General features: G+C 36.1%; 14 protein-coding genes. 1 reads left to right on the forward strand and 13 read right to left on the reverse strand.

Going from position 1 to position 12,023, the window contains the following annotated elements; all coding sequences use genetic code 11:
- Positions 1-26: 26 nt before the first annotated feature.
- From BQ6100_RS13625 to BQ6100_RS13675, 11 genes are all read right to left on the reverse strand, one after another.
- Complete coding sequence (locus BQ6100_RS13625) at positions 27-728, reverse strand: demethylmenaquinone methyltransferase (RefSeq protein WP_075982133.1); 702 nt, start codon at positions 726-728, stop codon at positions 27-29.
- 3 nt (positions 729-731) lie between these two features.
- Positions 732-1,550: a heptaprenyl diphosphate synthase component 1 gene (locus BQ6100_RS13630; RefSeq protein ID WP_075982134.1), complete on the reverse strand. Its 819-nt coding sequence runs from the start codon at positions 1,548-1,550 to the stop codon at positions 732-734.
- A 183-nt stretch (positions 1,551-1,733) separates the two neighbouring features.
- Positions 1,734-1,970, reverse strand: a complete 237-nt coding sequence (mtrB, locus tag BQ6100_RS13635; RefSeq protein WP_075982135.1) for a trp RNA-binding attenuation protein MtrB — start codon at positions 1,968-1,970, stop codon at positions 1,734-1,736.
- Positions 1,971-2,094: 124 nt separating this feature from the next.
- The gene (gene folE, locus BQ6100_RS13640) at positions 2,095-2,658 is read right to left on the reverse strand and encodes a GTP cyclohydrolase I FolE (RefSeq protein WP_075982136.1); all 564 of its coding nucleotides are present in this window, start codon (positions 2,656-2,658) and stop codon (positions 2,095-2,097) included.
- A 152-nt stretch (positions 2,659-2,810) separates the two neighbouring features.
- The gene (locus tag BQ6100_RS13645) at positions 2,811-3,083 is read right to left on the reverse strand and encodes an HU family DNA-binding protein (RefSeq protein ID WP_075982137.1); all 273 of its coding nucleotides are present in this window, start codon (positions 3,081-3,083) and stop codon (positions 2,811-2,813) included.
- A 356-nt stretch (positions 3,084-3,439) separates the two neighbouring features.
- The gene (gene spoIVA / locus BQ6100_RS13650) at positions 3,440-4,918 is read right to left on the reverse strand and encodes a stage IV sporulation protein A (protein ID WP_075982138.1); all 1,479 of its coding nucleotides are present in this window, start codon (positions 4,916-4,918) and stop codon (positions 3,440-3,442) included.
- Positions 4,919-5,155: 237 nt separating this feature from the next.
- The gene (locus tag BQ6100_RS13655; RefSeq protein WP_075982139.1) at positions 5,156-5,869 is read right to left on the reverse strand and encodes a hypothetical protein; all 714 of its coding nucleotides are present in this window, start codon (positions 5,867-5,869) and stop codon (positions 5,156-5,158) included.
- A gap of 28 nt (positions 5,870-5,897) precedes the next feature.
- A complete protein-coding gene (locus BQ6100_RS13660) occupies positions 5,898-6,095 on the reverse strand; it encodes a DUF2768 domain-containing protein (RefSeq protein WP_075982140.1) in 198 nt (65 codons plus the stop codon).
- Between the two features lie 280 nt (positions 6,096-6,375).
- The gene (locus tag BQ6100_RS13665) at positions 6,376-7,425 is read right to left on the reverse strand and encodes an NAD(P)H-dependent glycerol-3-phosphate dehydrogenase (RefSeq protein WP_075982141.1); all 1,050 of its coding nucleotides are present in this window, start codon (positions 7,423-7,425) and stop codon (positions 6,376-6,378) included.
- Between the two features lie 16 nt (positions 7,426-7,441).
- Positions 7,442-8,752 carry a ribosome biogenesis GTPase Der gene (der, locus tag BQ6100_RS13670; RefSeq protein ID WP_075982142.1) on the reverse strand — a complete coding sequence of 437 codons (1,311 nt, stop codon included), beginning with the start codon at positions 8,750-8,752 and terminating at the stop codon, positions 7,442-7,444.
- Positions 8,753-8,865: 113 nt separating this feature from the next.
- On the reverse strand, positions 8,866-9,474 hold the full coding sequence (locus BQ6100_RS13675) for a YphA family membrane protein (protein ID WP_075982143.1): 609 nt from the start codon (positions 9,472-9,474) through the stop codon (positions 8,866-8,868).
- A 107-nt stretch (positions 9,475-9,581) separates the two neighbouring features.
- Here BQ6100_RS13675 and BQ6100_RS13680 point away from each other — a divergent pair, with 107 nt between their 5' ends.
- Positions 9,582-9,725 carry a YpzI family protein gene (locus BQ6100_RS13680; protein ID WP_075982144.1) on the forward strand — a complete coding sequence of 48 codons (144 nt, stop codon included), beginning with the start codon at positions 9,582-9,584 and terminating at the stop codon, positions 9,723-9,725.
- Between the two features lie 34 nt (positions 9,726-9,759).
- Here BQ6100_RS13680 and fni read toward each other — a convergent pair whose 3' ends face one another.
- On the reverse strand, positions 9,760-10,818 hold the full coding sequence (fni, locus tag BQ6100_RS13685; RefSeq protein WP_075982145.1) for a type 2 isopentenyl-diphosphate Delta-isomerase: 1,059 nt from the start codon (positions 10,816-10,818) through the stop codon (positions 9,760-9,762).
- A 15-nt stretch (positions 10,819-10,833) separates the two neighbouring features.
- On the reverse strand, positions 10,834-11,970 hold the full coding sequence (gene rpsA / locus BQ6100_RS13690) for a 30S ribosomal protein S1 (RefSeq protein ID WP_075982146.1): 1,137 nt from the start codon (positions 11,968-11,970) through the stop codon (positions 10,834-10,836).
- Positions 11,971-12,023: the final 53 nt, after the last annotated feature.

The raw sequence follows: 12,023 nt of genomic DNA on the forward strand, positions 1-12,023 counted from the left end.
GTTTTAGAAAAAATGCCTACTTTTTCCTATTTCCGTCCAAAATGGACTGCAGCTGCTCCACCGCTGTAAGGTTTATAGGTGACCTCTTTAAAGCCAGCCTGTTTAAATAATTTTGCCAGTTCTTTCATATTAGGAAAATCACGGGCAGATTCTTGTAACCAAGAATACTCTTTATAGCTTTTTGCAAATAGCTTTCCAAATAAAGGCATGATGAACCGAAAATAAAAATAGAATAGCTGCTTATAACCAAATAAGGTTGGCTGGGATGTTTCTAAGCATACAGCGACTCCTGTTGGCTTTAGAACACGATGCATCTCTTTTAATACTTGCAGATAATCTGGAACATTTCTTAATCCAAATCCAATTGTCACATAATCAAATGTTTCATCTTCAAACGGAAGCTCCATAGCATTTCCGTGTATTAATGATACTTGATCTAAATGCATGCTTTTAACTTTTTCTTCCCCGACCTTTAGCATATTTTTGCTAAAATCTAAGCCCACTACTTTTCCTGTCGGACCCACTTCATTCGCTAAGGCAATCGTCCAATCAGCTGTTCCGCAACAAACATCTAGGGCAACTTTCCCTTTTTGGACATTCATTCGATTCATGGTATCCTTCCGCCATCTAAGATGCTGTTTAAAGCTAATGACAGAATTCATCTTATCATAATTATCCGAAATATTTTCAAAGACATGATGGACACGTTCTTCCTTTGAATGCTGCATCTTTTACCCTTCTTCCACAAACGTTCTAGCCAATTGTTTATTTTCATTTAATAAAGAATGTATACTTTGCCTAAGAAAATCATTAATAAATGGAATCTTATTAGCTTCACTTTCAATCATTTCAGCCAACTTTTCAATATAATGATCAAAAACGATTATATTAGAATTTTGTTTACCATTTGAACCTTTTGTAAAAGCTTTTCCACTAGTGGACAAAAATAACTTATTGATACCATCAAAAATGATTGAGGTTCCATATTGAAGATACGTTCTTCTCTCCATTAATAACCTATTGAGAAGAAGGAAGTTTTGTACAAATGGGTTCCAAGATTGACAATGAAAGAAATTTATTATCTTTGTAAACAAGGCAGACTCAATCTTTTTAACACAATCCATCAATTCATCAATATGGTGAAAATCTTTTTGATATAGATTTATCTTTTGTTCGTTAACATCCTTTATCCCCTCAGCAAGAACTCGAATCATTTCTATATCATTATGATTAGCTAAAATTTTGTAATAGAGGCCACTATAAAAATCGCCAGCTAGGACAGTAAGTTGGAGACTTTTGTGTTCCTTATCCTCTTCTGTTTTTACTGTATCATGGGTATCAAGGGCAATTTGAATAAGCATGGTTGTTACTGCACACGCTTCTAATTGACTTTTTGTTAGACCAATTTTTTTTAGTATAGAGGTCAGTATAAGCAGCTTATGTTGGTCAATAGTAGGTGACGTTATATAGTGAAGCAAATAGGGATTTAGTACTTTTCTCTCAATTTGCTTTTTTACGTGATTAAATGTCTCTTGAATTTGCAAAGTCATCACCCTTGTTTCCCCTAAATTCTCATTATGTAATCTTGAATCAAATAAAACCAAATATTCAGCATATAAAAAGATTAAATCTTTTTATATATTAATGACACAAACACAGACTTGACAATTATATCATAAAAGCAAACTAGATGGTCGTGATTATATAAATAAAAAAATTATCATTTTTATTCATTATTTTTTTGAATCACTTTCCACTTCACCATGGGAAGTGATTATTTGAGCATTCCCTCTTATTTTGATGGCGGAAGTATGTTCAGTGAATTGGGCAACCATTACTTCACCTTTATCTAATTTTTCTGAGTGATGAAATCTTGTATCTGAACCACGGGTTAAACCAATGACATTTACTCCATCTTCCATTGCCTTTATTACAATGTATTCTCCTGTTAAATTCGACTTTTTATCCATTATATCACCCCACACACTTTTTTTTGAAAGGCTTTTCAATTAGCTCAGTTAAACTCGAAAGCCGGTACAACCTCTAAATAAAAGGCTCAAAGAAAAGGTTCTTTCAGCCTTTTATTTACTTTTATTATTTAATTAACGTTAATATTTCCGCTCTAGCTGTGGAATCACTCACTAAATTACCTCTTACTGCCGAGGTAACTGTTTTGGAGCCGGGTTTCTTAACCCCACGCATGGTCATACACATGTGTTCAGCTTCCACGACTACCATTACCCCATGGGGCTCAAGTTGTTCCATAATCGCATCAGCAATGGACGATGTAATACGTTCTTGAAGCTGTGGTCTTCTTGCGACTGCCTCAACCGCTCTTGCAAGCTTACTTAAACCTGTTACTCTACCATTTCTCGGAATATATGCTACATGTGCCTTGCCAAAGAAAGGGACTAAATGATGCTCACACATGGAATAAAACGGAATATCCTTGACTAAAACTAATTCTTCATGATCCTCTCCGAATATTGTTTCAAAATATTCCTTTGGATCCTGATTTAGACCGCTAAATACCTCTTCGTACATTTTTGCTACTCTCTTTGGTGTATCCAATAGACCTTCGCGATTTGGGTCTTCCCCGATTGCTTCTAATATTAAACGTACCGCCTCTTCAATTTGGGCACGATTGACATTTCCCATTTACCTTCCTCCTAAGATGATTCCTACCTGACATGTTTAATATTAGCACAACCATTTCAATCCTAGCAAAAATGGTGATTTGTTTTTTAAACACACAAAAAGGCTGCGAATTATCGCAGCCTTTTGTTAAAACTTAAAGTTTTATGTAATAATTATTTTACTGCATCTTTAAGTGCTTTACCTGGTTTAAAAGCAGGAACTTTGCTAGCAGCAATTTCAATTTCTTCCCCAGTTTGAGGATTGCGACCTTTACGTGCAGCGCGCTCACGTACCTCAAAGTTACCAAAACCGATTAATTGAACTTTGTCACCATCTTTTAAAGCATTTAAAATGGACTCGAATACAGCATCAACTGCTTTAGTAGCATCTTTCTTTGATAATTCACTAGCTTCAGCAACTGCGTTAATAAGTTCTGTCTTGTTCATGCCTTTCACCTCCTCCCAAAAAACTCGATAAAATAAAGAATCTTATCTTCATTACTAAACAAAAATATTGAATTTTATTCGTTGCGATGAAATTAAATTGACAACTTGACTTATATTAAAATATGAGTCAAAATAAGTCAACTTTTTATGAAAAAAACCTTTATTCGCAAGGCTTCTAGGCTATCGCAACGTTAATTCTGATAAAAGATTATCATAATAAACAAGGGTTATCAAGGATATTTGTTGATTTAGTGGGAATCTTTTCTTATTTTTCTTCATAATCCTATAAATTTTGCTATTTTTTTCATACTTTTATTAAATAAGCAGAAAAAAGACCCCTAAAAAGGAGTCGATTTCTATAATATGATAGCAATTAGACCGCCGGAGCCTTCATTGATGATTCTCTCTAATGTTTCTTTTAATTTATAGCGAGCATTCTCAGGCATTAAGGAAAGTTTAGCTTGAATGCCTTCTCTGACGATGGAACTTAAGCTGCGCCCAAAGATATCTGAATTCCAAATAGAAAGCGGGTCATCTTCAAAATCTTGCATTAAATATCGAACTAGCTCTTCACTTTGCTTTTCAGTTCCGATGATAGGTGCAAATTCTGATTCAACATCTACCTTAATCATATGAATTGATGGTGCTACTGCTTTTAGGCGCACCCCAAACCTTGCACCTTGGCGAATGATTTCAGGCTCATCTAAACTCATATCTGCTAATGATGGAGCAGCAATACCGTAGCCGGTTTGTTTAACCATTCTCAATGCATCAGCAATTTGATCATACTCTTGTTTAGCATGAGAGAAATCTTGCATTAGTTCTAGCAAATGATCTTTTCCCCGAATTTCCACACCCACAATTTCCTTTAGAATATCATCATAGAGTTCATCCGGAGCAAATAGGTCAATCTCCGCTACGCCCTGCCCCATTTCAATACCTGCAAGGCTAGCATTCTCGATGAAATCATAATCCGTAAATTGATTGACTACTCGATCCACATCTCTTAGCCTTTTAATGTCCTTCACAGTGTTCTTAACAGCTTCTTGATAGCTTTCACGTAACCAATGGTTCTCGCGTAGCACCATTACCCAGCTAGGAAGATTTACATTCACTTCTAGTACAGGGAATTCATAAAGCGCCTCACGCATCACGTTCAATACATCTGCTTCTCTCATGCTTTCAACACTCATCGCAATCACTGGAATATCGTATTTTTCAGCAAGATTATTTCTTAATGCTTCTGTATTTGGGTGATGTGGCTGCACACTATTGATGACCATAATAAATGGTTTGCCAACTTCCTTTAATTCAGAAATCACTCTTTCTTCTGCTTCAAGATAATTAGCCCTTGGAATTTCTCCTATAGTACCATCAGTAGTAATGACTACTCCAATGGTTGAATGCTCTTGAATCACCTTTCTTGTACCTATTTCAGCTGCTTCGTGAAATGGGATAGGCTCTTCATACCATGGAGTGGTAATCATCCTTGGACCATTTTCATCTTCATAACCCTTTGCCCCTGGGACCGTATATCCGACACAATCCACAAGTCGAATATTGACATCCAGGCCTTCATCAACGTGAATCGTCGCCGCCTGATTTGGAACAAACTTTGGCTCAGTTGTCATAATGGTTTTTCCAGCAGCACTTTGTGGTAACTCGTCTTGCGTGCGGGCACGCTCTGCTTCATTGTTTATATTCGGAATAACAACAAGCTCCATAAATTTTTTAATGAATGTAGATTTTCCTGTTCTTACAGCACCAACTATTCCAAGATAGATATCGCCGCCTGTTCTTTCGGCAATATCTTTAAAAATATCTACCTTTTCCAAGTGATCCCCTCCTGTATCGTGAGTTAGTGGGAAAATTTTATCCTAATTAATAGTTTAAACAGTATATATTTATGTTGTTGTCCTACAACGTTATGACCATTTTTGAAAAAAATTTTTTTACCTCCTTATCGATAGTTTCTTATAGAAAATATCTTATTTTATATATTCAATAAGTCATGCAAGAATAAAAAAATAACCCTTCTTTTACAATATATTTTTGTAAAAGAAGAGTTATGACTATTTCTCTAAAAAGATTGGTTCCTCTGTTTTTTCATCAATGGTATATGGCAATGAATAAGCCGGAACAAAGATTGAGTCTTTAACTAGGATATCTCTTATATCCTCCCCTGGCTTATAATCATTATTTTTTTGAAGGGCCTGGGCCAAGTCTTTACGATAATCCACGTAAATTTCAGATTCTCCGGTAATGATTAAAGGAAGTCCTTGATTTGAATACGGACTTGTCACAAGCGGTTCCTCATCATAACCAAGCTTCTTATAATCTAGTGAAAAAACATTGTTTGTTAGCACTTCTTTATAGGGCGGATACTTTTTTGCTTTTAAATGAAGCTTCAAATCTCTTATGGTCTCAGCTATTCTTAAATCAAAAATCTTCACTGTTGGTTTTTTTTCAACATCTACAAGGACATATTGAAAAACACCCCCAGATTCAAAGGCATTTCCCGGGGGCTCCGCCATATATTTCGGTGTTAGCTTTTTAAAATCAATAGGGTATTTTTGATAGATTGGTGTTGAAAGATCCTTTGTTTTAATTGGTAATATCCCATCATTATCCTTTTGAAAGTTATCGACAGCCTTTTGAACTGCACTAATTTGATCCTCATAAGGTACCTGGTTTTGCTGTAGCTTTTCCTTTGGATAAGCACAGCCTGTCAAAAGAAAAATGATACATGCAGTAAGTAATAACGATATACTATTGTTTTTGCTCATTATGATCAATCCTCTATGTATATACTTATTAAACGGTCGGTCCGCTAAATACAATAAGAATAATAATTAAACCTGATAGTATCATAAAAATATAGGCAATTAGGGCAACAATAAATTTAAAAAAACCTTTTAACTTATAACGGCTGAATAAAATTAATAATATGGATAATACCATAAACCCCATTCCAGCTATGGATATCCACATTTTTAGCATCGACTCTGACATAATTAATCCTCTCCTTTATTCGAGAGTATTATAACATATTGGGTCTTTTTCAACATAAAAAAACTGAAGTAAAGAAGGGCGAATTTCTTACTTCAGTCCATTTGACTAAATACCCACACACATGCTGATTCCACCAGTTTGCTTCAAAGTATTTTATGCAAAATAATAGTCTCTTGTATCCTCGAAAGCCTATATTTTCAGGATAATTATAGGAAAATATTCTAACTAAAGAATATCAGTTTCAAATATCGAACGCTTTAATAAAAATATTTTTAACCCTTTATTGTTGGATTTGATTATCCAATTCATTTGCAAGGTCTTCCATTTCATGAGTCTTTGGACGTCCCATCAAAGAATCGACCTCATCCTTTGGATTTTTATTTTCAAATAATATACGATACAGAGCATTTGTAATAGGCATAGACACTTCATATTTTTGTGAAAGCTGAAAAGCCGCTTTTGTCGTTCTTACACCTTCTACGACCATGCCCATGTTATCCAAAACTTCTTGGAGATTTTGACCCTTTCCAAGTAAATTACCAGCTCTCCAATTACGAGAGTGAACACTGGTACAAGTTACAATTAAGTCTCCAATCCCTGCTAGTCCAGAAAAGGTTAATGGGCTGGCTCCCATTTTGATTCCTAATCTTGCTATTTCGGCTATTCCTCTTGTCATTAATGCTGCTTTGGCATTATCTCCATATCCAAGACCATCAGAGATTCCAGCAGCTAATGCAATAATATTTTTTAAAGCTCCACCGATTTCAACACCGATGAGATCAGGATTCGTGTACACTCGGAAGTTTTGATTAATAAATAAGTCTTGAACCTTTTCAGCAGCCTTCATATTTTTTGAAGATACTGCAACTGTAGTTGGATGTCTTCTGCTTACTTCTTCCGCATGACTTGGACCTGACAGCACAACGATTTCCCCTAATAAATCTTCAGGCATTTCTTCCTCAATCATTTCTGAAATTCTTAAGAGGGTATCTGGCTCAATTCCTTTGCTGACATGAACGATTGTTAACGGTTCCTTTCTTATGGCGACAGTCCGTTGAATTACTTCCCGAATCGCTTTCGTAGGGACAGCTAGAATGATTGTTGACACCCCAGACAAGACTTCCTCTAATGATAAGAACCCTTTAATTGATTCAGGGAGAGCAATTTCAGGCAAATACTGACTATTTGTATGCTTTGCATTAATCTCATCAATATGATCAGGATTATTCCCCCAAAGCCTTACCTCATGACCATTATCCGCCAAAACCATTGCCAAAGCTGTCCCCCAACTACCTGCTCCTAATACAGAAATCTTTTCAGCTTTACCCATCACAAACACATCCCTCTTATTTTCTCTCTCTAGCTAATAAACGAATTGGTGTGCCTTCAAAACCAAATGCATCTCGAATTCGATTCTCTAAAAAACGTTTATAGGAAAAATGAAGTAGCTCTGGATCATTAACAAAAACAATAAATGTAGGTGGCTTAACAGAGACTTGAGTGACATAATAAATTTTTAACCGTTTTCCCTTATCAGTAGGAGTCGGATTCATTGCAACAGCATCCATAATGATATCGTTTAGAACGCTTGTTTCAACACGTTTATTATGGTTTTCACTGGCTAAATTAATCATTGGGATGAGGGTATGAATCCGTTTCCTGGTTTTTGCTGACAAGAATACAATCGGAGCATAGTCTAAAAAGAGAAAATGCTCTCTAATATTTGTTTCAAATTCCTTCATGGTCTTTTCATCTTTTTCAACCGCATCCCATTTATTAACGACAATGATAACAGCTCGTCCAGCTTCATGGGCATAGCCTGCTATTTTCTTGTCCTGTTCAATAATACCTTCTTCACCATCTAATACAACAAGAACAACATCAGAGCGTTCAATCGCTTTTAAGGCTCGGAGCACGCTATATTTTTCAGTGCTCTCATAAACCTTTCCTTTTTTACGCATACCTGCTGTATCAATAATAACATACTTTTCTCCATTGTAAGTCACCGTAGAATCAATTGCATCTCTTGTTGTCCCTGCAATGTTACTAACAATAACCCTATCTTCTCCAAGAATAGCATTAACTAAAGAGGATTTCCCTACATTTGGACGACCTATTAATGAAAATTTTATTACATCATCTTCGTAATCTTTATCCTTCCCTTTTGGAAAGTACTTTGCTGCCTCATCAAGAAGATCTCCTAATCCTAAACCATGTGATCCTGATATCGGGAATGGCTCTCCAAACCCTAATGAATAAAAATCATATATTTGACTACGCATATCTGGATTATCAATTTTGTTCACACCAAGTACAACTGGCTTCTTTGCTTTGTATAATATTTTTGCCACTTCTTCATCTGCCGCAGTTACTCCTTCTCGACCATTTGTCAAAAAGATAATTACATCTGCTTCATTAATAGCTATTTCAGCCTGAGCACGGATTTGTTCTAAAAATGGCTCGTCGCCAATATCAATTCCACCCGTATCAATGATGTTAAAATCATGATTTAACCATTCTGCCGAGCTATAAATACGATCCCTAGTGACCCCAGGGATGTCCTCTACAATTGAAATTCGATCTCCAACTATTCTATTAAAGATTGTCGACTTGCCTACGTTTGGGCGTCCCACAATCGCTACCACCGGTTTAGACATGAGTATCATCCTCTCTCTATAGCCTTTCTAACTTAAATATCTTACCAAAGAGAAAACTTCCAAGCAATGGAAAGATTTAAAGGAATAAGCATAACCAGTATAAAACAGTACCCTCATGGTGTTTTTTGCTTTTCCTTTTCTAATTGCTGGAAATGCAGATTAAAGTATGCCGCCATTCTTTCAATCCCATACCATCCTAGAATCATCGTTGTAGTAATTGCAATTACATCCAGATAGACAAGGGATCCAATCGTATAGCCTGCTGTTAACTTTTCAACAATGATAGAAAATAAAACTTCTCCATGAACTGTTCCTGCTAATAATGAAATTAACCTCATTTCAGTCTCGTTATACAAAAGAAATACTACATAAGTCAATATTAGAGGAATGATCCACTCTCTCTTAATTATTAATAAAACTGGATCAAACAACTCAAACATTAGAATACTTACATATGCCATCATTACAACGAGTGATGTAATAATCAGATACATTCTTTTTTTCAATGAATATTTAGAAGCAAGAAAATAAATGGTTATCAAAATATAAATAGATGAGTAAGAAAATTGCATATGAAAAAGCTCAATCCTTCTTGTTGAAAAAATGATACAAAGTAAGAGCCATATTGCTACCTTTATCCGTATGGGATTTGTCTTACTTAAGAAGAATGTTGTAATAATCCATAAAAACCAAATAACCCAATAAAATAAAATCCCCTCCACGTTACACCTCCTATTATTTCCATTATGACTAATGCTTATGTACTTTAGTCTCCTGATGAATAATCTTTTGATTAGAGATTCATTTTAAACATATGGAGGTGTTTTAAATGGGTAGAGATCGTCAAGAAAAGAAATTACGAAAAAGTAAGGATGTGGGTCTTGACAGAGACCAAGCTCTTCACTATCCTGGTTCGACAAAATTACAAAGTCCTGAGGAAGCAAGAAAACTTAATGATTCGAAATATAGCTGACACAACGAAAAAAGCTCTCGCTTAGAGAGCTTTTTTAACCGAGTTTTCTTTGGCTAAATTTTTTTGTGTTTATTCCTCTTTCAGTAAGCCAATGATGGGTATCACCAGAAATCACAATCGGTACATTATTTAATTCTAGGATGTTTTTTGCACCAAGGGCCGTCATGATCATAGCAAGCTCTTGATGAGTTTGATCTATTTTTTCTTTAAGCGCTTCTATTCCTTCTTTTACTAATATTTTAAGAAGGAAGCCAGCTTGCCCTGCTGCCTTTGCACCTAGCGAAAGGGTCTTAGCAATGTCCATGCTTGATTGAAGGCCTCCTGACCCGATAATATCCATTTCATGTGCAGATTCTACCGCTTCGATAATTGATATCGTGGTAGGGAGTCCCCAATCATTAAAGAAAGAGAGGGCGTTTGACCTCCGTTTATTTTCAATCTCAGCGAAGTTCGTCCCACCAAACCCTCCAACATCGATGGCTGCAGGACCAATCGATTGAAGAGAACGAACTGTTTCCATACTCATACCAAATCCAACTTCCTTAACAATCACTGGAACTTCCACATGACGGATAATGCCTTCAATTCTCGAAAGAGCCCCTGTAAAATTCCGATCACCCTCTGGCATGGTTAATTCTTGAACCGTGTTAAGATGAATTTGAAGGGCATTCGCTTCAAGCATATCGACTGCCTTTTTTGCTTGATCGACAGTTGCTTCACTACCCAAATTTCCAAAAACCATACCATTCGGATTAGTTTGCCTAATAATTTTGTAGGATTCTTCCTCAAGAGGATCCTTTAATGCTGACATTTGAGATCCTACTGCAATCGTGACCCCGGTCATTTTGGCTACCTCCGCCAAGTTCCGATTGATTTGTGTAGTTTTTTCTCCGCCACCACCGGTCATTGCATTAATTAAAATTGGCGAACTTAAAGAAAGTTCGCCAATTTTAGTGTTTAAGCTTACCTGATCTAGGGATGAATCAGGCAAGCTCTGATGAACGAAGGTAATATCTTCAAAACCACTCCGGCGCTTCTGTCCAGTTGCGAGTGCATATTGTATATGTTCCCATTTTCGTTTTGATCTTGACACTATCGATCACCGCAATTATTTTAAATTCTTTAATTGGTCTCCAATCATTTCACCAAGCTGAAAGCCTTTTGCTTCTTCTGGCATTTGATAATCGGCTGGAATTTCGGATTCCTTTTCCTCTAATTCCTTAATACTTAAAGATAATCTTTGTTCTTCTTCATTCACATCAAGCACTTTAACCTTTATGACTTGACCTTCCTTTAGGACTTCGTTTGGAGTGCCTATATGTTTATGAGAGATTTGAGAAATATGAACAAGTCCTTCTACCCCAGGGAATAATTCTACAAATGCTCCATAAGGAACAATTCTTCTCACAGTGCCTTCTAAAATTGAGCCTTTAGGTGCCTTTTCTAAAATATTTGCCCAAGGTCCTGGTAATGTTTCCTTGATAGATAATGAAATACGATCATGATTGCGATCAACATTCAAAACCTTCACTTGAACCTTTTGTCCCTCCTCCACAACATCAGAGGGTTTTTCAACATGTTCATAGGATAATTGAGAAATATGAACTAAGCCATCAATTCCACCAATATCAACAAATGCTCCAAAATCCGTAATTCTCTGTACAGTACCTTCAATTACTTGGCCAACCTCTAATGAGTCAATCACCGCTTGTTTTCTTTTTCCCTTTTCTTCTTCTATGACTGCACGATGGGAAAGAATCAAACGATTCTTTTCGCGATCTAATTCTACAATCTTTAAAGAAAGCTCCCTACCCTTGTAATCAGAAAAGTCTTCAACAAAATGAGATTCAACTAATGAAGCTGGAACGAAGCCTCGAACACCTAGGTCGACCACTAAGCCACCCTTAACGACATCCTTAATTTCTGCATTGAAAATTTCTCCGCCTTCAAATTTCACTTGAAGTTGATCCCAAGCCTTTTCAGCATCCACTTTGCGCTTAGATAAAATTAATGCATCTTCCTCTACTTTTGTAACAACAAGCTCTAATTGCTCACCTTCTGAAACAGCATCTCCTGCTTTTTCAACATGCAAACTAGAAAGCTCACTAATTGGAATAATTCCATCAAGCTTGCTATCTGGTACGCTAACAATCACTTGTTTCTCTTCAATCTTTGTTACTGTTCCAAAAACATGTTCCCCTACTTCGAAACTTTTTACTTCAACTGAATTCATTTCTTCTGACATATGTATTCCTCCTTAATCCACGGCAATCGAAATACCAGTAAATCACTTCTATG

It is taken from the genome of Bacillus massilinigeriensis (assembly GCF_900117315.1).
GTDB classification, from domain to species: Bacteria; Bacillota; Bacilli; order Bacillales; family Cytobacillaceae; genus Bacillus_BE; species Bacillus_BE massilionigeriensis.

Excerpts from the sequence above, each read along its gene's own strand:
- BQ6100_RS13625 (WP_075982133.1), bottom strand. The coding sequence starts at position 728 with ATGCAGCATTCAAAGGAAGAACGTGTCCATCATGTCTTTGAAAATATT.
- BQ6100_RS13630 (WP_075982134.1), bottom strand. The coding sequence starts at position 1,550 with ATGACTTTGCAAATTCAAGAGACATTTAATCACGTAAAAAAGCAAATT.
- mtrB (WP_075982135.1), bottom strand. The coding sequence starts at position 1,970 with ATGGATAAAAAGTCGAATTTAACAGGAGAATACATTGTAATAAAGGCA.
- folE (WP_075982136.1), bottom strand. The coding sequence starts at position 2,658 with ATGGGAAATGTCAATCGTGCCCAAATTGAAGAGGCGGTACGTTTAATA.
- BQ6100_RS13645 (WP_075982137.1), bottom strand. The coding sequence starts at position 3,083 with ATGAACAAGACAGAACTTATTAACGCAGTTGCTGAAGCTAGTGAATTA.
- BQ6100_RS13655 (WP_075982139.1), bottom strand. The coding sequence starts at position 5,869 with ATGAGCAAAAACAATAGTATATCGTTATTACTTACTGCATGTATCATT.
- BQ6100_RS13660 (WP_075982140.1), bottom strand. The coding sequence starts at position 6,095 with ATGTCAGAGTCGATGCTAAAAATGTGGATATCCATAGCTGGAATGGGG.
- BQ6100_RS13665 (WP_075982141.1), bottom strand. The coding sequence starts at position 7,425 with ATGGGTAAAGCTGAAAAGATTTCTGTATTAGGAGCAGGTAGTTGGGGG.
- der (WP_075982142.1), bottom strand. The coding sequence starts at position 8,752 with ATGTCTAAACCGGTGGTAGCGATTGTGGGACGCCCAAACGTAGGCAAG.
- BQ6100_RS13680 (WP_075982144.1), top strand. The coding sequence starts at position 9,582 with ATGGGTAGAGATCGTCAAGAAAAGAAATTACGAAAAAGTAAGGATGTG.
- rpsA (WP_075982146.1), bottom strand. The coding sequence starts at position 11,970 with ATGTCAGAAGAAATGAATTCAGTTGAAGTAAAAAGTTTCGAAGTAGGG.